This is a genomic window from Salmonella enterica subsp. diarizonae (assembly GCF_008692785.1).
GTDB lineage: Bacteria > Pseudomonadota > Gammaproteobacteria > Enterobacterales > Enterobacteriaceae > Salmonella > Salmonella diarizonae.
Window position 1 is genome coordinate 370388 of the sequence record NZ_VXJV01000002.1, and the last position, 22480, is coordinate 392867.

General features: G+C 50.0%; 17 protein-coding genes and 1 pseudogene. 8 read left to right on the forward strand and 10 right to left on the reverse strand.

Annotated elements, in window-relative coordinates; genetic code table 11:
- Window positions 1-19 precede the first annotated feature (19 nt).
- Window positions 20-1081: a YncE family protein gene (locus F4V72_RS05795; RefSeq protein WP_070801238.1), complete on the reverse strand. Its 1062-nt coding sequence runs from the start codon at window positions 1079-1081 to the stop codon at window positions 20-22.
- Between the two features lie 263 nt (window positions 1082-1344).
- Here F4V72_RS05795 and pqqU point away from each other — a divergent pair, with 263 nt between their 5' ends.
- The gene (gene pqqU / locus F4V72_RS05800) at window positions 1345-3465 is read left to right on the forward strand and encodes a TonB-dependent receptor PqqU (protein ID WP_136058281.1); all 2121 of its coding nucleotides are present in this window, start codon (window positions 1345-1347) and stop codon (window positions 3463-3465) included.
- A 45-nt stretch (window positions 3466-3510) separates the two neighbouring features.
- Here pqqU and mcbR read toward each other — a convergent pair whose 3' ends face one another.
- Window positions 3511-4176: a colanic acid/biofilm transcriptional regulator McbR gene (gene mcbR / locus F4V72_RS05805; RefSeq protein WP_023249407.1), complete on the reverse strand. Its 666-nt coding sequence runs from the start codon at window positions 4174-4176 to the stop codon at window positions 3511-3513.
- Window positions 4177-4507: 331 nt separating this feature from the next.
- Window positions 4508-5545 (reverse strand): NADP-dependent oxidoreductase, encoded by a 1038-nt coding sequence (locus F4V72_RS05810; RefSeq protein WP_053529067.1) that lies wholly within the window; start codon window positions 5543-5545, stop codon window positions 4508-4510.
- A gap of 221 nt (window positions 5546-5766) precedes the next feature.
- On the opposite strand from F4V72_RS05810, the gene mddA reads away from it, so the two are divergent.
- Together mddA and F4V72_RS05820 are read left to right on the forward strand one after the other, a co-directional pair.
- Window positions 5767-6285 carry an L-methionine sulfoximine/L-methionine sulfone acetyltransferase gene (gene mddA, locus F4V72_RS05815; RefSeq protein WP_023249409.1) on the forward strand — a complete coding sequence of 173 codons (519 nt, stop codon included), beginning with the start codon at window positions 5767-5769 and terminating at the stop codon, window positions 6283-6285.
- Entirely contained in the window at window positions 6282-6731 is a 450-nt protein-coding gene (locus tag F4V72_RS05820) for a DMT family transporter (protein ID WP_023249410.1), read from the forward strand. The genes mddA and F4V72_RS05820 overlap by 4 nt, the downstream gene beginning before the upstream one ends.
- Window positions 6732-6735: 4 nt before the next feature.
- On the opposite strand, the gene F4V72_RS05825 is transcribed toward F4V72_RS05820, so the two are convergent.
- Entirely contained in the window at window positions 6736-6969 is a 234-nt protein-coding gene (locus F4V72_RS05825; protein WP_000018717.1) for a YdcY family protein, read from the reverse strand.
- Between the two features lie 223 nt (window positions 6970-7192).
- On the opposite strand from F4V72_RS05825, the gene srfA reads away from it, so the two are divergent.
- From srfA to srfC, 3 genes are read left to right on the forward strand one after another with little or no spacing between them, the layout of a single operon-like run.
- Complete coding sequence (srfA, locus tag F4V72_RS05830; protein WP_053529065.1) at window positions 7193-8518, forward strand: virulence-associated effector SrfA; 1326 nt, start codon at window positions 7193-7195, stop codon at window positions 8516-8518.
- Between the two features lie 4 nt (window positions 8519-8522).
- A complete protein-coding gene (locus F4V72_RS05835) occupies window positions 8523-11504 on the forward strand; it encodes a virulence factor SrfB (protein ID WP_150342433.1) in 2982 nt (993 codons plus the stop codon).
- On the forward strand, window positions 11501-13645 hold the full coding sequence (gene srfC, locus F4V72_RS05840; RefSeq protein WP_023249413.1) for a virulence-associated effector SrfC: 2145 nt from the start codon (window positions 11501-11503) through the stop codon (window positions 13643-13645). Before F4V72_RS05835 ends, srfC begins: the two co-directional genes overlap by 4 nt.
- A gap of 44 nt (window positions 13646-13689) precedes the next feature.
- On the opposite strand, the gene F4V72_RS05845 is transcribed toward srfC, so the two are convergent.
- The gene (locus F4V72_RS05845) at window positions 13690-13863 is read right to left on the reverse strand and encodes a GhoT/OrtT family toxin (protein WP_002952378.1); all 174 of its coding nucleotides are present in this window, start codon (window positions 13861-13863) and stop codon (window positions 13690-13692) included.
- A gap of 197 nt (window positions 13864-14060) precedes the next feature.
- On the opposite strand from F4V72_RS05845, the gene yncL reads away from it, so the two are divergent.
- Entirely contained in the window at window positions 14061-14156 is a 96-nt protein-coding gene (gene yncL / locus F4V72_RS05850) for a stress response membrane protein YncL (RefSeq protein WP_001103198.1), read from the forward strand.
- A gap of 104 nt (window positions 14157-14260) precedes the next feature.
- On the opposite strand, the gene patD is transcribed toward yncL, so the two are convergent.
- The 5 genes from patD to F4V72_RS05880 all read right to left on the reverse strand — a co-directional run bounded on the left by patD (window position 14261) and on the right by F4V72_RS05880 (window position 21403).
- Entirely contained in the window at window positions 14261-15685 is a 1425-nt protein-coding gene (patD, locus tag F4V72_RS05855; protein ID WP_114048816.1) for an aminobutyraldehyde dehydrogenase, read from the reverse strand.
- Window positions 15686-15836: 151 nt separating this feature from the next.
- Window positions 15837-17246 (reverse strand): GntR family transcriptional regulator YdcR, encoded by a 1410-nt coding sequence (gene ycdR / locus F4V72_RS05860; protein WP_079796382.1) that lies wholly within the window; start codon window positions 17244-17246, stop codon window positions 15837-15839.
- A gap of 144 nt (window positions 17247-17390) precedes the next feature.
- Window positions 17391-18152, reverse strand: coding sequence for a M15 family metallopeptidase (locus F4V72_RS05865; protein ID WP_088759921.1), 762 nt, complete (start codon window positions 18150-18152; stop codon window positions 17391-17393).
- A 1455-nt stretch (window positions 18153-19607) separates the two neighbouring features.
- Complete coding sequence (locus tag F4V72_RS05875) at window positions 19608-20108, reverse strand: hypothetical protein (protein ID WP_053529060.1); 501 nt, start codon at window positions 20106-20108, stop codon at window positions 19608-19610.
- Between the two features lie 326 nt (window positions 20109-20434).
- A complete protein-coding gene (locus tag F4V72_RS05880) occupies window positions 20435-21403 on the reverse strand; it encodes a hypothetical protein (protein WP_070804391.1) in 969 nt (322 codons plus the stop codon).
- A gap of 243 nt (window positions 21404-21646) precedes the next feature.
- On the opposite strand from F4V72_RS05880, the pseudogene F4V72_RS05885 reads away from it, so the two are divergent.
- Window positions 21647-21763 (forward strand): annotated as a pseudogene (locus F4V72_RS05885) (transposase); the annotation flags it as partial.
- Between the last annotated feature and the right edge of the window lie 717 nt (window positions 21764-22480).

Sequence of the window (22480 nt, forward strand, 5' to 3'; positions counted from 1 at the left end):
TTCCCCCCTCCATATCTATTTACAGAGCAATGCGGATAACATCATCCGGCTGCGTCGCTTCCTGTTCACGCGTCGATTTCTGCTTCACGCTAACGTAGAGCGTTTTACCGTCTGCCGATAGCGCCAGGCTATTCGGGTATGTCGGCGTATCGAACGTTTTAATAACTTTATAGGTCTTCGCATCGATCACACTGACCTGCCCTGCCTGACGATGCGTCACATAGGCCTCGTTACGCATCGGGTTAAACAGGACGGCCAAAGAGGCAGGCGCCGCTATCTTGGCCAGAATATTGCCATTACGGGTATCGACAACCAGGATTTCAGCCGCCTTCGAGTCGGTGATAAACGCGCGATGACCTGCGGTATCGAGACTCAGGTTAATAAAGAAGTGTTCTTTGCCGTCATCCAGCAACTTCTTGCGGCTGAGAATTTTATTGCTGGCGGTATCGATGGTGATGAATTCGCCATCCGCATTGGTGGTGTACAGGCGTTGCGCTTTACTGTCGATCGCCAGACCCGTACTCATTTTGCCGGTATTTTCAATCGCCGTTTTCAGTTTGATGGTTTCGCCATCCACAACCCAGATGGCGCTCTCTTTACCAACACCGCTAATGTAGACCGTGTTGGTAGACGCATCGGCAACCAGTTCACGGGGCTGTAACGGACGAACCTCTTCGGTACGTTTGCGCGCATCAAGTACCAGACGGCCTTTTACATCGCCAGTTTTGGCGTCAATCGCGGTAACAGCGCTGTTAATGGTATTGCCAAACCACAGTGTTTGGGTCGCGGTATTGATTGTGGCGCCGAACGGCTTGAGATCGTTATGAATCGCTTGCGTGATTTCCAGCGTCACCGGGTCGAGACGATAAACCACGCCGCCTTTATCCAGTTTACGGCTTTGCGATGTAGCCAGCCAGAGCGCGTTTTCTTGCTGACTCCAGGCCATCTCATAAGCGCCTTTGCCTACCGCTTTACGCAGCATGTCTTCCGCCGCCAGCGTGCTAAATGAGGAGGCGACGAGGAGCGAACCTAACAATAAAGAACCACGCAGACGCGGCGAAAAAAGATGACGTAAGTGCATGACGACTCCCTTTGATAAAAACTTATATAGCTGCTTCACACTACTTCACTGTACGGAATCTTCGTTCCGCGCTTATTATAAGTTGAGAATAATAATCATTATTCATCAGAAAGTGGAGCTTTTCCTCGCCTGCGAGCGTTTTAGCCCTTAAATACCGCACATTTTCTTAACTTAATGTGCGATTAAAATTTCAAAACTTTACATATTGACTACCCTTAATGTCACGTTTTCCGTTGATACGCTTACATTTACCCGGCATTTTCATGAAAATTATTTCCGTTAGACAGCGACTTTATCCCGCCCTCTTATTTCCCCTGACCTTTTCCCCGGTCCTTCAGGCCGCCAGCGCACCCAATGAACAAACCATGATAGTCACCGCAACGCCGCAAACCGTATCCGAACTGGATACACCCGCCGCCGTTAGCGTCATTGAGGGGGAAGATATGCGTCTGGCGAGGCCGCGCGTCAATTTATCTGAGTCTTTAACCAGCGTCCCGGGATTGCAGATGCAAAACCGGCAAAACTACGCGCAGGATCTGCAAATCTCTATCCGTGGATTTGGCTCGCGTTCCGCCTTTGGCGTGCGCGGCATTCGTCTGTATGTTGATGGCATCCCCGCCACCATGCCGGATGGACAAGGCCAGATTTCGAATATTGATATTAACAGCATACAAGACGTTGAAGTGTTACGCGGCCCCTTCTCAGCGTTATACGGCAATGCTTCCGGCGGCGTGATAAATGTAACCACTGAAACCGGGCGACAGCCGCCCACCCTTGAGGCCAGCAGCTACTACGGCAGTTATGGAAGCTGGCGCTATGGGCTAAAAGCCACGGGCGCGATGGGTGACGGCACACAGCCTGGCGACGTGGATTACACGGTATCGACTACCCGTTTCACCACCCACGGCTACCGCGATCATAGCGGCGCGCGAAAAAATCTGGCTAATGCCAAACTGGGCGTGCGCCTTGACGATGCCAGTAAACTCTCGCTGATTTTTAATAGTGTGGACATTAAGGCGGACGATCCCGGCGGACTCACCGAATCTGAATGGAAAGCCGATCCGCAACAGGCGCCGCGCGCTGAACAGTACAATACGCGTAAAACTATCAAACAAACTCAGGCTGGATTGCGTTATGAACGTCAGCTCAGCGCGCAGGATGATATCAGCGTGATGGCCTACGCCGGAGAGCGGGAAACCACGCAATACCAGTCTATTCCCCTGGTGGCACAGCTAAAACCGGCCCAGGCTGGCGGCGTGATTACACTGCAACGCCACTATCAGGGCATTGATTCCCGCTGGACCCATCGTGGAGAATTAGGTGTACCGGTCACCTTCACTGGCGGATTAAATTATGAAAACATGAGCGAAAACCGAAAGGGTTACAATAACTTCCGCCTCAACAACGGCACCCCTGAGTTTGGGCATAAAGGCGATTTACGGCGGGATGAGCGTAACCTGATGTGGAATGTCGATCCTTATCTGCAAATCCAGTGGCAGCTTACGCAAAAACTCTCGCTGGATGCTGGCGTGCGCTACAGTTCCGTGTGGTTCGATTCTAACGATCACTATATCGCGCCCGGCAATGGCGATGACAGCGGCGACGCCAGCTATCATCAATGGTTACCCGCCGGATCGCTAAAATATGCGTTAACCGATGCCTGGAATCTCTATCTTGCTGCCGGTCGCGGATTTGAAACCCCCACTATCAATGAGCTTTCTTATCGCGCTGACGGCCAAAGCGGGTTCAACTTTGACCTCAAACCGTCGACAAATGATACGGTGGAAGTCGGCAGTAAAACGCGGATTGGTAATGGCTTGTTGACCGCTGCGTTATTTCAAACCGATACCGATGATGAAATTGTCGTCGCCAGCAGTATGGGGGGACGCACTACCTACAAAAACGCGGGTAAAACTCGCCGCCAGGGCGCAGAACTCGCGTTGGACCAGCGCTTCGCCGGCGACTGGCGGGTGAAAGCATCGTGGACCTGGCTGGATGCGACCTATCGCAGTAACGTTTGTCAGGGGCAAAACTGTGATGGAAACAGGATGCCTGGCATCGCACGTAATATGGGATTCGCCTCATTAGGCTTTATCCCGGATGAGGGTTGGTACGCCGGAACTGACGTTCGGTATATGGGCGATATCATGGTCGATGATGAAAATACCGCAAAAACCCCTTCTTATACCGTTGTTGGACTGAATACAGGGTATAAATTTAATTACAGTCAGCTTACCGTCGATATTTTTGGGCGGGTAGATAATCTATTTGATAAAGAATATATCGGTTCGGTGATCGTTAATGAATCGAATGGCCGATATTATGAGCCAGCGCCAGGGCGTAACTATGGCGTGGGGATTAATCTGGCATGGCGATTTGAGTAAACATCCGGCAATAGCGGGGGAGCCCCCGCTATTGATAAGTCATAGTTACATGACGTACTGATTTTTAATCGTCGCTATGTTTTGTTGCAAAACGTCCTGTAAACAGTGGCGGCTGGCTTCTTTATCACCGGCCACTAATGCATTAAGCAATTTCCTGTACAGATTAACGCCATTTTGATAATCATCAAGTTTAAAATTATCATATAAAAAATGCAGACTTGGCCCCAGACATACCCATAATTGCTCGATCATGGCATACAGTGTTGGCATATCCGCGTAGTGATAGATCTCAAAGCGGAATGCGCGGTTGGCCAAAAGAATTTTCTCCATAGCCCCACTTTCCAGCGCCTGTTGAAATTCCTCTAATAACGCATTCAGAGTCTGCTCGCGATCTGGGGTAATCTTACCCGCAGCAGCTACCACCGCCATCTCCTCCAGGGCAGTACGAATCGTATTAATTTCCAGCAAACGTTCCAGCGAGATCTCCGGCACCATAAACGCCTGTGCTGGCGCCACGGCCAAAGCACTGGAAGAGACCAACCTTAACAGGGCCTCACGCACCGGCGTAATACTTACACCTAACTCTTGAGCGATATTTTTAGTGATAAGCCTTGCGCCTGGCTTTAATGCGCCAATAGACAATTGATGCTTTAACCCATTTTCAACCTGTGTGGTCAGGCTTATATGTTGTGTTTTTTCCGTACCCGGCATTTTCCTTCCTTCACCTCTTGGCAGAACAACATCGCAATTGAGTCCCGAAGAAGTTTCGGAACTTAATTGTAAAAAAGATAATCCAGACCTGAACGGCCAAATAAAAGTGATAATTTACTTGCGTGATATTCTCATCTTTTACAACAATACAGGTTCCTTTATGGCAATCGCTTTAGCTTCGTCATTCCCTCTCGTATCGAGATTTTTGACCGATTCAGGCTGCTGAAGGAGATAAACTGCCTCACCGCGACCTGTATGATGAATATATAAGTAAAGCCGGAATTTTAAAATTTGCACATTTTTATGGCGACATAATGCCGCCATTTTTTCTTTACGTATCGTCCGCTAAGCGTATCACAACTTTGCCAAAGTTCTTCCCCGCCAGCAGCCCCATAAACGCTTCTGGCGCCTTCTCCAGCCCATCGGTAATCTGCTCCCGATAATGCATTTTTCCTTCTTTGATCCAACGTCCCATTTCTTGCTGAAACTCATGTATCCGGTGACCATAATCCTGGTTGATGATAAATCCTTGTAGGCGGATACGCTTTTTGAGTAACGTCGCCATCAGCAGAGGCAGTCTGTCTGGACCGTCCGGCAACGCTGTCGCATTGTAGCCGCTAACCAGACCGCAGAGTGGAATCCGCGCCGAAGTATTCAGTAGTGGTAAGACGGCGTCAAAGACTTTACCGCCAACATTCTCATAATAGATATCGATTCCCTGCGGGCAGGCCTGCGCAAGCTGTTGCGGGAAATCATCAGCGTGATGATCAAGGCACAGATCAAACCCCAAAAGTTCCGTCGCATGACGGCATTTTTCCGCGCCGCCGGCAATACCCACGACCCGGCAGCCCTTCAGCTTGCCAATTTGCCCAACCGTTGCGCCTACGGGGCCGGTGGCGGCTGCGACAACCAGCGTTTCGCCCTCTTTCGGCTGACCGATATCCAGTAACCCCATATAGGCGGTAAACCCCGGCATTCCTAAAATTCCCAACGACCAGGAAGGATGGTGCGGATTATCACCCAGCTTTACCAACCCTTCGCCATCTGAAATGTCATAATCCTGCCAGCCATTGTAACTCAACACCCATTCGTCTGGTCGGTAATCAGGATGGTTTGACGCGACAACGCGACTGACCGTACCGCCAACCATAACGCAGCCAGGTTCAACAGGCGGCGCATAAGAGGCTTCATCGCTCATGCGGCCACGCATATAAGGGTCGAGTGATAAAAAAACGGTACGCAATAGCACCTGCCCTTCACCGGGTGTCGCGACGTCATCTTCTTCGAGGCGGAAGTTATCCATCTGCGGCGCGCCGTGGGGACGCGAGGCCAAAACCCAACGACGATTTCGGTTGGTGTGTTGCTTCATTCTATTCTCCTCATGCCTGGCATAATCCATCAATAATAGTCGAACATTCGCTATCTGAGGGAGTTAAACACTCTCAGATATCAGGCGCCTTTCGCCGCTGTGCGCTTTTATGAACGACTGCCTCAGCCCCTCGCCCAACGTGAATTCTTGCGCTAATCCGTTGATTTATGCCGCCTTCAATAGTATTTCTAACACTATCGTGAACATTCCCTGGAGTTCCTATGACGATACGCTTTGCCGATAAAGCAGACTGCGCCGCGATTACCGAAATCTATAACCATGCGGTATTACATACTGCGGCCATCTGGAACGATCGGACGGTCGATACGGATAATCGCCTTGCCTGGTATGAGGCCCGTCAATTACCGGGCTATCCGGTGCTGGTAAGCGAAGAAAATGGCGTGGTGACTGGCTATGCATCATTTGGCGACTGGCGCAGTTTCGACGGTTTTCGCTATACCGTCGAGCACTCGGTTTATGTTCATCCGGCGCACCAGGGGAAAGGACTGGGGCGAAAACTGCTCAGCAGACTGATCGACGAAGCCCGACGCTGCGGCAAGCACGTGATGGTGGCCGGCATTGAGTCGCAGAATGCGGCCTCAATACGCCTGCATCATTCGCTGGGGTTTACCGTCACCGCGCAAATGCCGCAGGTCGGCGTAAAATTTGGCCGTTGGTTAGATCTCACGTTTATGCAGCTCCAGCTTGATGAACGCGCCGCGCCGGACGCCTGCGAATGAACCAGTCTCTGACGCTGATCTTTTTGATCGCCGCCGGCGTCGGGCTGGTGGTACAAAACAGTATTATGGTGCGTATTACGCAGACATCATCGACGATTCTGATCGCTATGCTGTTGAACTCGCTGGTAGGGATCGTTTTATTTGTTACGATATTGTGGTTTAAGCAAGGCGCTGCGGGCTTCGGCGAGCTACTCGCCAGCGTTCGCTGGTGGACATTGATCCCCGGTCTGCTGGGGTCATTTTTTGTATTTGCCAGCATTAGCGGGTATCAGAACGTCGGTGCCGCGACGACAATCGCAGTACTGGTCGCCAGCCAGTTAATCGGCGGACTGGCGCTGGATATCGCGCGTAGCCACGGCGTCACGTTACGCGCAATGGTCGGGCCAGCGTTTGGCGCACTGTTGCTGGTCATTGGCGCATGGCTGATTGCGAAACGCCAGTTTTAATAGGTTACAGGATCGTGCCGCCTTTGGTGAGCTGTTCGCGGCGCGCATCCCGATCTTCTTTATATTGCCTGCCATGATGCGCGATAGCCGTGCGTAAACGCTGCTGCTGCGCATAACGATCTTCGCGACGTAATTCAGCGTCATCGCTCAGGGCAATCAGCAATTCATTCATATGGGCAATAACGCTCTCTGCGATGGCGGCATCCACGCGGGCGCTCACTTCCTCCAGGTGCGACATAAGCTCTCCTACTCTTTATTCTGTAACAGCATGATTCGCCTATTATACGCGTTATTGTCGCCCGATGCGGTAATTCGCCGCCGCCAGCCTGATTTAACTTACGTCAAGTGAAAACACGGGGCTTAATAGACCGAGAATTCGCTCCTTTTTGCCTTTCTTCCGCCGTTTGCTTGCGTATAGACCCCGTAAAGTAGATGCGTGAAGAAGTCTAAGGGATAACAACGTGGCAAAAACTCTCTTGCGCAGCGGCAATCTGGATGACTATCAGGCCGTGGGCGGCGGTGGTCAGGCCGTATTTGAATCAGCATTGCAAATTCGTGAAACGCTTCGTCTGCGTAAACAGCAGGCGATGGTTGACTGTCTGGCGATTCCGCAACTTAACGATAATGGCGATCGGGTTGACTGGTATTCGCCGATTGAAGGTCAGGCGATAGCGTGGAAAGCGGCTGACGAAGAGACACGTTTTCGGGCATTACGTTATTTAGCCAGCACTTTTGAAAGCGCGGCTGCTCTCAGTCGAAAAAGCCTGCAATCCGGTAAAACCGCGCTTCAGCTATTTGGGTCGCTACTTGAAAAAACGACGCAATTTCCCGGCGAAAATCATGTTTTCCTGGTTAACGGCAAACCGGTTATCACCTTCTGGGGATTCGTTAATCTCAACGAAAATACACGCGATGATGTACTGGACTGCCTGCGGATAACCGAGGCGATCCCTGACATCCCTCTGGTCGAGCCGGAACCGGAACCTGAAGAAAAACCGCTTGTAGAGGCGGCATTTAGTCAGGCGGATGAACCTTTGTTAACGTCTGTCATTGAGCCGCCGAAAATGCCGGAAGAACCTGTTGCGCCGCAAGTTATCGCCAGCGAACCGAAGCCGGCCACTTCCATCCCGGTCGCTGAGGCGAAAAGATCTCGCCGTCTACCGCTGTGGAGCTTACCTATAGCTGCCGTGGTGATCGCCATCGTCGCCACGCCCTTTTTCTGGCAATCCTCATCCGTTGACGGTTCCTCTCCTGCTCGCGTCGCGCCTGTCGCTATCGCGAAAACTAACGTTACCCCATTGCCTGAATTAACCACTCATTTGCCGCTGCATCGTGCTGATGTGACGCCCGCCCCCAAAGCGGCGCCGCTGCCGGAAGCGCCTGTTATCATTGCCGCTATCCCCAAAGACGCACTGGTGATGGACAATACGCAGATGAAGCTTGGAACCACGCGCTTTTTAAACGGTAACTGGCGGGTCAGTGTGGATGTCAAAGATCCGATTACCGGCAAGCCGCCCTCTCTGCGTTACCAGATCCAAAATAACAAAGGTATCGCGCGCGTAGTACATGGCGATAACGTGGTTTGTCGGGCGGAGATTTTCTCTGGTCTGCATCAAACGGGCGAGCTGATGATTAAAAGCCGCGGCAATGCGCGCTGCACCGATGGCTCACGTTATCCGATGCCGGAAATTACCTGTAAAGCGGGCGTCAATGACGTCGCAACCTGTACCGCCCGTTATGGCGACCACACGGCAATTCCGTTGACGTTTAAAAAGATAGGTACCTGATTTTATGTTGGTCAATCTGTGTGATTACAAACAGAGCGTCACGCTCATTGCAAACAGCGGCGTCCAGTTTCTTGATTTTGGCTTAACGCCGCAAGAGTCGGCCCACTACGGACGTTTTGTGCGCAAAACGGCAAACGGTCCGCTACTGCGCCTCGATTTTGATCTGACCAGCGGGCGCTACACATTGCCAGGACGTGCTGGCGGCCAACCCGAAGTCGTGAAACCGGAAAGTACTCAGACGCTGCACTATTCTCTGGACGTACTCGATGGGATCTGGCTTCCCCTACCATTTCTGCGTTTTAATCCGCCGCGTACCTTTATTGACGGGCCGGATAACTGGGCGCGCATTCAGGTACGTAAACTCAGCGAGCCAGATAGCGCCGGAAACACACACCGGATCACCCTCGCCTTCGACAGTCAACTGGCAAAAAATATGCCTCCGGCGTTGGCGCCTTGCGAAAACGATCTGCTCAATGGCACACGTTTTGCGCTCGCCTGGCGCGATGAAGAAGTTGCCGATTTTCTTGACCAGACATGGATTGACGGCTGGTTGCGCGAGTCGTTTCTTCAGTATGCCTCACAGGTAGAAAACCGTTCGGAACAGGCCATTCAACAAGCGCTGCGTAGCTTTGAGTATCAGGCGCACTGGTTGAATTTACTGACGCTGTTAGGCGAACAGCTTACGGTGCCGGAAGTGAAGTTTGTGACACATACGTTAAGCACGCCCGCAATCCCGGTCGATCTGATTCTGGATGTCGGCAATACGCATACCTGCGGCGTATTGATCGAGGATCATGGCGATGCGAATGACGGGTTACGCCAGACGGCAGAGCTTCAGGTACGTTCTTTAAGCGAGCCGCAGTATCTGAACGATCCTTTATTTACCAGCCGGGTGGAGTTCTCAGAAGCGCGCTTTGGCAAACAACACTTTTCTGTCGAAAGCGGACGAGACGACGCCTTTGTCTGGCCTTCCATTGTGCGTGTGGGCGATGAGGCCCGCGCCCTTGCTATGCAACGTCTGGGTACCGAAGGCAGTAGCGGAATCTCCAGCCCGCGCCGCTACCTGTGGGATGAAACCCCCGCCTTGCAAGACTGGCGTTTTAGCCAGATGCACGGTAAAACGCAGCGCGAACCACTTGCCACCGCGTTTCCGCTGATGAATCTGATGAACGACGACGGACAGCCGTTATTCAGCCTGCCGCATGAAGAAAGACTACCGGTTTTTTCGCCGCAATACAGCCGTAGCACCTTGATGACGCATATGTTGTGCGAAATTCTGGCTCAGGCACTGGGGCAAATTAACAGCGTCGCCACCCGGCTGCGACTCGGCTTCCCCGCCTCGCCGCGCCAGCTACGCACCCTGATTTTAACGCTGCCTTCCGCCATGCCGAAACAGGAGCGAGAAATTTTCCGCCAGAGAATGTTTGAAGCGCTGGCGCTGGTCTGGAAAGCCATGGGCTGGCATCCGCAGGATGAGGATTTCACCACGCCTAAGCAGCGTGAAAAAAGCGTGGTTCCGGTACCAGAAATACAGATGGAATGGGATGAAGCAAGTTGTGGCCAACTGGTATGGCTTTATAACGAAGCCATTTCGCATTACGCCGGACGTACCGAATCCTTTTTTAACGCGCTGGCCAGACCGGATCGCCAGCCGGAACCCGGCGTAGACCCCGGACGCGCGTTGCGCGTGGCATCAATTGATATTGGCGGCGGCACGACGGATATGGCGATCGTTCACTATCAGTTAGATGACGGCGTGGGGGCCAATGTAAAAATTACGCCTCATCTCCTGTTCCGCGAAGGTTTTAAAGTCGCCGGGGACGATCTGCTATTGGATATCATTCAGCGCTGCGTACTCCCTTCCCTGCAAACGGCGTTGCAAGGAGCAGGCGTTACGGATGCCGCCGCCCTGCTGGCGACCTTATTTGGCGATTCGGGACGTATTGATACTCAGGCCATTTTGCGCCAGCAAACGGCGCTGCAATTATTTATGCCGCTGGGCCACGCGGTACTTTCCGCCTGGGAGCAAAGCGACATTAGCGATCCGTTTGCCGGTTTACATGCGACATTTGGCGATCTGCTAACCCGCCGCCCAACGAGTAACGTGATGAACTATATCCAGCAGGCGATCGACCATGCCTTACCGTCTGGTTCGCTGGCATTTGATGTATTCAATGTGCCGTTGCAAATCCAGTTTAGCCAGCTTCAGGAGGCGCTGCTGGCCGGTCAGTTTACGCTGACAACGCCGCTTCATGCGGTCTGCGAAGCGATCTCCCACTACCACTGCGATATCTTGCTGGTGACGGGGAGACCGACCTGTTTACCCGGCGTGCAGGCGCTCATCCGGCACTTACAACCGGTGCCGGTTAATCGCATTGTCTGGATGGATAAGTATCAGGTACACGAATGGTATCCCTTCAGTCAACAAGGGCGTATTGGTAATCCAAAATCCACTGCCGCAGTGGGCGCGATGTTATGCAGCCTGGCGCTGGATTTACGTCTGCCGCATTTCAATTTTAAAGCGGCTGATATCGGCGCGTATTCGACTGTGCGTTATCTCGGCGTACTGGATAATACCGTTAATACGCTTCGCGATGAAAACATCTGGTATCACGAGATCGATTTGGATAAACCCGGCGCAACGCTGGACGCTCGCCTGCATTTTCCGCTACGCGGCAATGTGACGTTGGGTTTTCGTCAGTTGGCTAATAGTCGCTGGCCTGCGACCCCACTCTATTGCCTGAACATTAATTCCGCCGAACTGGCGAAAACCATCGCTGGCGACGGTGTACTGAATGTCCGACTGAAATTACACGGCAGTAGCAAAGATAGCGCCCCGGAATCGTTCACATTAAGTGATGCCTGGCTCCAGGACGGGACGCCGATCGCCGCCGATGCGCTGACATTAAAATTGAATACGCTGGCTGACCGCCGCCACAGCGGTAGCCACTACTGGATAGATAGCGGGAGTGTATACCTGAAATGACAAAACCGTTAAACGCCACCCAGGCTGTTATCGAGTGGGTTAACAACACGCGCCGTTACGCAACGCGACTGGATGACGAAGCCGACGCTCTGCTGGCGCAACTTACGCTCGCCGCAGCGGATGAGTCAGCGCTCAACGCCGCCTGCGCATCACATGGCTGCGTCGGTCTGTATGGGTATGCGCAATCCGCAAAAGCATATCTGTTAACGACGCTATGCGGTAACGAGAATGGCAAGCTGGAAATTACCACGCCGGACCGTAACTATGATTATTTCAGCCACATCAATCCGGGTCATGCGCCAGCGAATATGGCTATTCGCTTTACGCGCGACGTTTGTTCAAACGAGAGTGGCTGGCCGTTGCGCCTGCGCTTGATCAGTGAAGCCGAACTGGTGCAGCTTTTTATTGCCTGGACCAGCTCGTCCTCCGTTTGTCGCCAGGTCGAAAAATCCATTATCACCTCACGCCTGGAGAAATGGCAATCGCTTCGCCAACCTCAGCCCGTCCCCGGCGTTACCGCTGAAGAGGTAGCCGCCATCGCGCGTTTCTGGCGCTCTTGCCTCCCGTCCGCCAGACAACATATTGATGATGCGACATGGCAACACTTTGCCTCGCTCTTGCCTGCGGTGGATCTCACGACACGGGCGCACGCCTGGGCATTACTGTGGGGAGAACAGCCGGAGATCACCCAGCAATGGCTGGCGCTGGCGCATATGTTGCAACAAACAGGTCATGCGGAGGAACTGGCGGCGCCGCTCAGCCTGTTGGTCGATCATTTTGGCTTACCGGCGGAAAACTTCCTGACGCAAATGGCGCTAACCGCCAGCGATACGCAAAGCGATGTGGTGGTGCATCCGGTTAAGGAGGGCCGATTGCTCAATGCGGTCAGCCTTTCGCTTGATTCTCTGGCGCTGCTTACCCGCGAACTGGTGCTAACCGTTGAAAATAGCGTACTGGATAACGTTGATTTACTGGATATTCCGGTCGCGCCAGGCATTCATCCTCATCCGTTATGGCGGGCGAAATTAGGCTGGATGCTGGCCCATTACCGTCAGCAGGTACAGCCCGATGTTCTGGTGATCTGCAATGCTCTGGCATCCCGCTCACAAACGTCCACCGCCGCCCGTCACTTACTGGAGTGGGTTAACGCCACTCAGCCGCAGCGTGAATCAGCGTTACCTGGCGTCGTCTGGGCAATTACTCCACAGGATGCCCGTTTTGCCACCCAGCAAAATCTGGATGAAGCCGTCCAGCAATTGATGGGTAAACCTGGCGTGCATTGGGGAACGTTGCAGGCACTGGATAAACACAGTATGCAGCGTTTGGTAGAATGGCTATCGCAGGCGACATCGGCACCACAGCGACAGGCGCGCTTACAGGCGTTACGCGAACAACTGAGAGACCGCGTGCGCGATCTGTTACCGGTGTTTGATGACGCGCGACTACCGGTTGAAACCGTGATCCGGCGTCTTCAGGCCCAGGCCGCCAGACATGGTGACCTGCTGGCCGGGCTGTTACCACCGATACAGAATTTCGACGCGTTGCTGCGCACCCGACAGTCGCGAGAAGAACAGGTCAGCGGTTTATTTAATGACGCGATCGATCTCTTTGCCGACGAACCAACGCGCGCTTCAGCGTCAGAAGGTCACGAAACGGGCTATCAGGCGCACAAAATGTGGATCAATCATCTGCGCCAGTGGGCCCGCTGCCAGGATAATGCGCAGCGTCTGGGACTGGAACCGCAGATGCTCAACGCCGTGGCGGATATTTTAATTACCGCCAGCTATCGTCTCGGCTTACCTCTGCAGTTACAGAAAACCATGCAGCGTGAGGAGGTGAGCGGTGCTCAGCTCCATGCCATCATCGGTAACTTCATCGCCTGGCTTGGATACACAAATATCGAGGAGGCCCAACGCCCGGCCAGCCGCGTTCAGAAAGGCGCAGCCATTTTCGCCGCAACGCAGCGTTCGACAATGTTGCGTTTAACAAAGCTTGACGAACAGCCCGTTCACGCCGCCAGCCGCTATGTCTATGACTGGCTTGTTGCGCTGTATACCCTGGCCAATGAGAACGCAGGATATCGGCATCCGCAGGACATTACCGACGTAGACAGAGAGCAATTAATTGCCCTGATAACCTGATCTGGCGGAAAAACCATGCCCGGTAACGTTTATCGGGCTTGAGGTCAGAAAAGCGAAAACAGCAATGCCACGGGGAAACTTATCGGCCATGTCGCGCCAACCAAAAAGGCGCTCAGGAAACGAATTCGTTTTTTGTCATGAGTCAAAAACCAGGTGATCAGAAATGATATTACCGCCATGACGGCGTAAAAAACTAACATCTTTTGATAGAGGGACATATCAGGCATCCGCGCCAGCCAGAGGAAAAAACGCGCGCAATATGCTCTTTTTTTTGACACACATCAAGGTTTATCCGCCTTAACAGCAAAATGTTCTCAATGCACTGCTCCGCTCACAGAATGTCCTGTTTAAGTATTATTGCGGATCTCGCCAACCCGTACTATACCCATATGGGTTATGATGAAAGGTGGCAAAAATGAATGTTTCCAGTAAAACCGTAGTGCTGATTAATGTCTTTGCTGCTGCAGGACTTTTGGGTCTGATCTCGTTGAGATTCGGCTGGTTTGCTTGATGTGTTCACCCTTTGAGTACTTGCTGCGCATGTTGGCGGGGAGGTTCCCCTCTCCGCCGACACCCGCCTATTTTTTCATGACTTTTCTGAAGAGTAAATGATCCTTAATGCTTAACCATGATGTGGCGGACAATCGTGTAGTCTTCCAGACCATACAATGACATATCTTTGCCGTATCCCGACTGTTTTTGCCCTCCATGCGGCATCTCGCTAACCAACATGAAATGGGTATTAACCCAGGTACAGCCGTACTGCAATCTGGCGCTAACCCGATGCGCCCGCCCAACGTCCTGAGTCCAGATGGAGGATGCCAGACCATAGCGAGAATCGTTGGCCCACCTCAGAACCTGATCTTCATCATCAAAGACGGTCATACTGACCACCGGGCCGAAGACCTCGCGTTGAACGATGGCATCCTCCTGTTTTGCGTCTGCCAGCAACGTCGGAGCGAAATAGTAACCTTTACCTTCCATTTGATTTCCGCCGGCAATTACGCGGATATGGCCGAGCGCCTTCGCCTCCTCGACAGCCGCTGTGACGCGCGTCAAATGCGCCAGCGAACTTAACGGCCCCAGCTCTGTTGATTCATCCTCCGGCGCGCCCATTTTCAGGCTGCTCACCGCATCTCCTAGCTTTTCGATCAGCGCATCATAGATACCGCGTTGTGCGTATATACGGCACGCCGCAGTACAATCTTGTCCGGCATTATAGAAACCGAAGGTCCGGATGCCCTGCGCCACCGCATCCAGATCGGCATCATCAAAAACAATCACCGGGGCTTTACCGCCGAGTTCCATATGCGTGCGTTTTATCGCTGACGCAGTATGACGCAGAATATGCTCCCCGGTCGCGATAGCGCCAGTTAAAGAGACCATGCGTACTTTTGCATGTCCGGTCAATACATCGCCAACAGTTTGCCCTCGTCCGAACAGGACATTGATCACCCCCGGCGGAAAGATATCCTTCGCCAGCGCGGCAAGTTTAAGCGCCGTCAGCGGCGTGATTTCAGAAGGCTTAATCACCACGCAGTTACCTGCCGCCAGCGCGGGCGCCAGCTTCCAGGCCGCCATCATGAGCGGATAATTCCACGGCGCGATAGAGGCAACTACACCAATCGGGTCCCGGCGGATCATCGACGTATGTCCCTCCAGATATTCGCCCGCCGCCAGCCCATTCAAACAACGGGCCGCGCCAGCAAAAAAGCGAAAGACATCTATGATTGCCGGAATTTCATCATTGATTACGCAGTGCAAAGGCTTACCACAGTTTTGCGATTCCAGCCTGGCGAGCACAAGAGCGTTTTGCTCGATGCTGTCCGCCAGTTTTAACAGACATTCCGCCCGTACTTTGGGCGTGGTCTGCCCCCATGCGGTAAACGCGCTATCGGCGGCCAGCACCGCGTCGTCAACCTGCGCGGGCGACGCTTCCGCAATCTCAAGTATTACCTCGCCTGTCGCCGGGTTATAAACGGACTGCCTTTCTCCCTCGCCGTCCACCAGTACGCCATTAATCAGTAATTGATATTGCATAGCATTTTCCCATATCGTCGTTAATCGATTTTCCGGCGAACAGGCCGCCGCTTTCCTAAAAATAGACGGCGCGCCAGATGCTCACCCGGCACGCTCGGGAAATTTAGCCAGGTTGTGAGCTGGCACGCATTCCACCTTGACGGCAAGGTATTTAGCGCAGCATCTCGCGAATCAGACAGCCAAGCTGTTTTACGGCCTGTTCTTCTCGTTCTCCCCAGTGCCATGCGGTGTTAAAACGAAAGAAACGCGTCCAGGCACCGGACGTTGAAAACATTTTCCCCGGCGCGATACTGATATGGTGTTCAAGCGCTTTAGCGCTAAGTTCGCCGGCATCAAGCTGTTCAGGCAGCTCCAGCCAAAGAAAATAACCGCTATCGTTATGGTGAATTTTTACTTCCGCCGGGAGATGGCGCAAAAGGGTTTGCCAGGCTTGCTGTTTACGTTCGGCAAGCTGCCTTCGCAATCGGCGCAGATGCGCGTCATATCGACGTGTCGAGAGATAATCCACTAACGCCAATTGCATGGGGGAACTGGTGGATAATGTGCTCATTAACTGCAAACGCTGAATTTGTCTGGCATGGCTTCCTCCCGCCACCCAGCCAATGCGAAAACCGGGAACCAGACATTTGGAAAAAGACGAACAATGTAACACGCTATCGGCGCGATCCCATGCTTTGGCGGGCAGCGGTTTCTCACGGCCAAAGTAGAGTTCGCTATAGACATCATCTTCAATTAGCATCACGTTATAGTGCGTAAGTAACGCAACCAGCCGCGCTTTTTTCTCAGCGCTCAGCGTAAACCCTAACGGGTTCTGGCTGTTGGTCATTAACCAGCATGCTTTCACCGGATACTCCTGTAACGCCTGTTCCAGCGCCACAAGATCGATCCCTTCTTTGACATCGGTGGGTATCGACAACGCTTTCAGACGCAATCGCTCCAGGGCCTGTAGCGCACCGTAGAAACAGGGGTTCTCCACCACCACCCAGTCTCCCGGCGACGTCACTGCCTGTAAACTGAGGTTCAACGCTTCCAGCGCGCCGGCGGTAATGACAATCTCGTCAGGAGAAACGGTAATTCCCTGCTGTGCGTAACGGCGTGCTATCGCATAGCGCAATTCTGCATTACCCGGCGGCAAGTTTTCGATTACGCTCATTGCCGTCGCAGTTTTACTGACCTGTGCCAGAGAGCGATTCAGTTGCGGCAAGGGGAACAGGCGCGGATCGGGAAACGCTGAAGCAAAGGGTACGACTGAGGCATCGCGGCTGGCCTGGAGCATCTCAAAAATATAGGTATTGATATCTACTGCTTCATCCCGAATAACGTGCGCCGGAGTCGCGACTGACCGACAAACCGGATGCGGCGCGACATAATAACCGGATTGCGGACGGGCGATAATCCGTCCCTGACTTTCCAGCAACTGGTACGCATGACCGACAGTCATAAAACTCATACCGCTACTGGCGACCTGCTCCCTCAGAGAGGGCAGTCGATCGCCGGGTTGCCAAACGCCAGAAGCGATTTGTTCTCTAATTTGCTCCGCCAGACGTTGATATTTTTTCATTATTCGTTCTCATTGAGCGCTACTTGCAGGTGGCAACTGCAGTGTATATCAGTTATTAAAATTAACAACGATTTGCTAACTGTTATGGTGTTTTCCAACAGGCGTAATGATCAGATTTCGCAACAAAACGTCGTTTCAGGGTCTCTACTGAACGAGAAAATCAAACCAAGTCTCCGGGTATGGCTCATTAGTAAGAGAGAAATGCCACCATTCGGTATCCAGTGACGTAAAGCCGGCATCACGCATCAATGTTTGTAATAACAATCGATTTGCGCGTTGCTGAGCGGTAAGCATAATATTATCGGGGTGGGATAACGGACTAAAACAGTCAAAGCCGGTACCAAAATCGAGACTATTATCAGGCGAACGTTGCGCCGCTGGCGCAGTACAATTCACCAGTGGTCGGCCTGGATGGTATATCGGTATCTTACTGTCGAGTGGAACGATCGTTAGATCAAGCGTGCTTCCCCGACTGTGGCTGGATTTGGCGGCAATATAACCTTCCTCAAACAGGCGACTTTTCTCTACATGCGGATAAAATTCGTTTTTCATTTGGTTTTGAGAAGGATCTTTGGCCCAGGCGATAAAGTCGTTCACTGCAGTTTGCGGACGGTAGCAATCATATATTTTTAAGGTAAGTCCGAAGGGATATAGACGATCGGCGACCTGCTTTACCGCGTTCGCGGCTGGCCGTGTTAACAGGCAAACAGGCGCTTTATAACCTTTAATCGGGCGACCAATAAAGTTATGGGAAGTGAAGTATCGCATGTCTACCTGTACGTCGGGGGCGACCGTAGTAATATCGACAACATCTTTTGGTCGGTGGGAATCAATATGGCTTTCAGCTGGCATTGCCTGAAGAGACAACAGGCTGAACAGGAGGAAAGGAGATACGCATTTTACCATATACTACACCTCGCGGAAATCACAGGGGTGATTATGTATTTGAGCAGGGAAACATTAGCGGACAGCGCTTAAACAGATGGTTAAAATAAGCATCTTTTTCATTACGTAATAATATGAGTTCGTATCGGTAGTTACAGGATAAATGCATCAATACTTTTCCTGCATAATATTAACGGACTGATAAAATAGCCATAAAAAAGCGCCACGTTTTGCTGATGATTATCACCAGTCGGCCAGAACGGTGTTTACGCCTGGCTCGACTGACTACAATAACTAATTAAAGGCAAAAACTATAGGCAAGTGGTATCCAGGTCTGCCCACTGCATACCTCCATACAGAAATCTGGTGGATGCCCTTGTTCTGTACAAATCCACGCCATCGCTGGTGTTGAAAAAACTGTAGCGAACAATATTAAAACAGATGCCAGAACGATAGATTTCACTCGTTTCATCGAGCCTCCAGCAAATTTAAAAGGTCATTTTCATTACCGGATACCATACTCCCGTATAAAGCATATAAGAAATACTCAGTTTTGATAAAAAGATCAGCACATCATTGATAGCGTGTTGATATTCATCACCACCATAAAATCCTTTTGCAATATTGTGTAGGAGTCTCACCTACGCGTTGATACGTTTAAGTTGTTATGAGCCATACCTTCTTGTTAGGCGATGAGCCTGTCTTATCCCTTTGTTTACAGTACATCCTAACATAAAAACAAAACCAGCTATAACACCGTAATGCCATGTACATAACTTAAGCGTATTCCATAATACAATCGAGACATGGTTTAACTTCTCGGTGGTTGCAATAGCCTGTATGAAAGCCGTAGGGTTGAAGAGCAAAACGCCCAGCAATAAGATTCCCAAAACAATAATCGCAACCAACTGAAAAAGCAGCCATCCGATCGCGAAACGGCACAATAGCAGCAATAAAAACCGCAAAGGATTATTTATCAAATCTGATTCCAGTACATACCAAAGTGGCGTTTTTCTATGCGTATAGTTGTCTGACTTCCTCATAATTAGACACCTCATCGGTTTTAATATTTATCATCAGTTAGCTGATTAAATACAGTCAGCTAATACTTACCATTAAAACTATCAAAATTCATAGCTAAATTATAAAGTTGTTTTTAAATTCATATCACCATCCCCTCCGGAATTGGCATGGCACCTGCATCCCTTACCTACATGATATCCTTGTTAATCTAATAATACATTCAGCATTATTTTTCGCAGGGCGATATACATATTGGTTTAGTAAAAGTTTACTTTTAGGAGAAATAGTATCGAGGAGAATTAATGTGTGTAGAAGTTATAAATAAATGTTTGGGGAGGCTGTAACAAACAATAACGCTGTTAATACTTGTCAGAAAAAACATATAAACCAAGCCGTTGAGTGGAATCCTGAAAATATCGATACGTTTCGCTATTCCTGGCATCAATGATGTACTCAATCCCACAGATAGATAGGATCTTTTATTTTGTAACCAACAAGTGATGAGTTATTCAATGACATTATGATATCATTTTTAATAAATTCAGAAATCTCAGCAATTTTTTCATCTGTATCTACCGCTCGAAAAGTTTCAACACGATAACCAGCAACTGTTACATCAAATGTGTCATAGTCGGTAACATTCATTAAAATACGGATTTTTTCGGCTTTTGGATGATGAGGATCGTCATCTGTTATTGTGTATAAATCGAAATAAGTAATATTGTCTGGCCCTGTTACGATTTCTGCAGGACTACAACGCGCATTTCCATTCGTTATGTAAACGTAGGGATGTTTATCGCCAACAGCATCACACAAATTACCAGAGGACAATTTGAGTGACCTGACATATATATCAATTAACTTTTTTGTCATATAACAGACTTTATTCAGGCATGCTTGCGTACATTCTGTTGCTAACTGCTGTTTCGCTTTGATGTCTTGATACGTAATCATAATGTCACTTCTCCTGTACAAGATGATAAAAAACAGATAGCGTAAACGTTTATAATATATCATTAAAAAACTTGTGCTTATCTTTAAGATTATTGTTAACAATAAATTTACTTGCAATAAAAACAATAAGTCGTGAAATTATTCGCAGCATCTGGTGAAATTTCTGCCTGTGATGGATAAAAAAGTTAGAATAGCTGTGGGACATGAAAATGAATGATTCATTTCCTCATGGTAATGATAATCCTCTATGGATATGAGTACTTAAAGATACGAAATGACTCGATACAATAGAGGGTTATCTGTTAATTAATTATCATGCTGCGTATTCACACTTTGCTGTAATGGTCATCAACGAATTTCAGCCGCGGCGCTGATTCGTCAGAAAAATAGTCCTCTATGATTTCACTCGGAGAAATAGCCCCCGTTAAGTTTACATCATCGACTATTTCGCAGGGGTCCGTTAACTGCTTAATCCAGTCATCAACGGATTTAAAGTCATCGTTTGGGTCAAGAGTATGAAATATGGTTTCAAACTCCTGACAAAGATCGCGCAGCCCCCCTTCAACAAATTTAGTAGCTTCTCTGTTTTTAACCAGTACACTATTTCGACTTAGCGCCTCTATAAATTCAACCTCTCCTACATCGTTCAGCCCCTCATGCAACGGAACTATCACATTTGTATTGCCTTCAGCAACGGCTTGACTCAGGTGCTGATGAATAATACGCATATTACTGGTATATATACTTTTGGGACGAACGTCGGACTCAGAAAAGTTAATAACAGGGGCTATTTTGCTGGCACTCATCTCTGACAATGAGGCAAGCGTTCTGTGATGCTCGCTAAGACCATAAAGCCCCGGCATCATTTCAAAATCTTTTTCCAGTTTTGCACAAATATCATCGAAGGTACCGACAAATTCTTCAGTGTGTTCGCCATCGGATATTCTGACATGTCTTTCGTCGCTCGGCCAGGCAGTAAATTCTTCTAACGTTAAAAGACGACCATCATTAAGCCAGACTTCTACAGTTTTATCGACACTTTGTAAGGCGACCCGTATAGCAAGTGCGGCATAAATTTTCTCTGCATTAGCACAAAACTCAGCCACTTTAGGTCTAACGTTACGACAATCTTCAATTAATCGAAAAATTCCATAGCCAATTCCCAGCGTGAATAAGCCCACAATTCCTTTTGCAAACTTTGTTGCCAATGTATTCTCATAATTTCCTGCGGCGTGATGAAGATTGCTTTCTGCTTTAAACGCTCGGGCATAAGTTCCAACTGATGTGATCGGCATATATATACTCCACTATTAATGAGCTTTCTTTACATATTAATAATAGCTGTACTTGTGTGTGTAAACTTTCAAATAATGCACCAAGCCTGGTTGTTAGTCTACTATGTAAAAAATAATCATGAGCAATTTTTGGCGGAGTTTTGGGGAAGACCATGACAGTAGAATGAGCTTCTCCCTGAAAACAGTATCAGTCTAAACTGAAGTATCCGGTCTTCCTTTCACCCTACAGAGAGGCGCATTGCCATGAAAAAGACCCGTTATACCGAAGAACAGATCGCGTTTGCACTGAAACAGGCCGAAACCGGCACCCGCGTCGGGGACGTCTGCAGAAAGACGGGCATTTCTGAGGTCACTTTTTATATCTATGGACTACCTCCGTTTTACAAGCACTGGTTCTGGTCTTGGGTCATTGCTTATATCTATCCGGCATCAGAAAAACCTGTGTCCAAATGGGTAATCGGCACACAATCACCTCAACAACTGGACGGTCTTGAAAAGTCAGGTTCCGATTGTACAGGTGCAACCTGTCACCATTTATCAGTACACTGCAACTTTTCTGGCAGAGTATTAACTTCCGGTAGCCTGATACTCTGTATCATTTTTAAGTATCGACCAGATTATTCTCACGCTCTTGTTTGCTACCGCTACGGTCGTTTTATTAAACCCTCGCGCATACTGTAATGACGCAATAGAGAGTTTTATCACGCCAGGAAAATTTACATTAAGCAGATAAAATTATACAAGGCTGTTTTATGCTCAGAATGGCCAGACAAGATCAATCCTGATCCCCCCAATAAAAATCAATTCCTGCTCCAGACGATCAATTCCCACGTAATACATCGTCAATCCCCCCAGAAAACACGTCAGTAGAAATAACCAGATATACCATTTCATCCTTGCCTCCATTCATGGTAACAGTTAACTGTTGCGTGGCCGGGAGCCTCCCGGTAAATCTTTGCCTGACCCGCCGTAACCCGCGATTGTATCGGATGTGCAGGAGGATTCACCGCAACGCTATTACCATAACATGGTAGTTTACCATGTTTACTATTTTAAGAATTATCTGCTCATCCCAGA

What these genes read in the sequence shown, in the direction of transcription:
- F4V72_RS05795 (WP_070801238.1), bottom strand. Translation starts at nt 1,081, where the DNA reads ATGCACTTACGTCATCTTTTTTCGCCGCGTCTGCGTGGTTCTTTATTG.
- pqqU (WP_136058281.1), top strand. Translation starts at nt 1,345, where the DNA reads ATGAAAATTATTTCCGTTAGACAGCGACTTTATCCCGCCCTCTTATTT.
- mcbR (WP_023249407.1), bottom strand. Translation starts at nt 4,176, where the DNA reads ATGCCGGGTACGGAAAAAACACAACATATAAGCCTGACCACACAGGTT.
- F4V72_RS05810 (WP_053529067.1), bottom strand. Translation starts at nt 5,545, where the DNA reads ATGAAGCAACACACCAACCGAAATCGTCGTTGGGTTTTGGCCTCGCGT.
- mddA (WP_023249409.1), top strand. Translation starts at nt 5,767, where the DNA reads ATGACGATACGCTTTGCCGATAAAGCAGACTGCGCCGCGATTACCGAA.
- F4V72_RS05820 (WP_023249410.1), top strand. Translation starts at nt 6,282, where the DNA reads ATGAACCAGTCTCTGACGCTGATCTTTTTGATCGCCGCCGGCGTCGGG.
- F4V72_RS05825 (WP_000018717.1), bottom strand. Translation starts at nt 6,969, where the DNA reads ATGTCGCACCTGGAGGAAGTGAGCGCCCGCGTGGATGCCGCCATCGCA.
- F4V72_RS05835 (WP_150342433.1), top strand. Translation starts at nt 8,523, where the DNA reads ATGTTGGTCAATCTGTGTGATTACAAACAGAGCGTCACGCTCATTGCA.
- srfC (WP_023249413.1), top strand. Translation starts at nt 11,501, where the DNA reads ATGACAAAACCGTTAAACGCCACCCAGGCTGTTATCGAGTGGGTTAAC.
- F4V72_RS05845 (WP_002952378.1), bottom strand. Translation starts at nt 13,863, where the DNA reads ATGTCCCTCTATCAAAAGATGTTAGTTTTTTACGCCGTCATGGCGGTA.
- yncL (WP_001103198.1), top strand. Translation starts at nt 14,061, where the DNA reads ATGAATGTTTCCAGTAAAACCGTAGTGCTGATTAATGTCTTTGCTGCT.
- patD (WP_114048816.1), bottom strand. Translation starts at nt 15,685, where the DNA reads ATGCAATATCAATTACTGATTAATGGCGTACTGGTGGACGGCGAGGGA.
- ycdR (WP_079796382.1), bottom strand. Translation starts at nt 17,246, where the DNA reads ATGAAAAAATATCAACGTCTGGCGGAGCAAATTAGAGAACAAATCGCT.
- F4V72_RS05865 (WP_088759921.1), bottom strand. Translation starts at nt 18,152, where the DNA reads ATGGTAAAATGCGTATCTCCTTTCCTCCTGTTCAGCCTGTTGTCTCTT.
- F4V72_RS05875 (WP_053529060.1), bottom strand. Translation starts at nt 20,108, where the DNA reads ATGATTACGTATCAAGACATCAAAGCGAAACAGCAGTTAGCAACAGAA.
- F4V72_RS05880 (WP_070804391.1), bottom strand. Translation starts at nt 21,403, where the DNA reads ATGCCGATCACATCAGTTGGAACTTATGCCCGAGCGTTTAAAGCAGAA.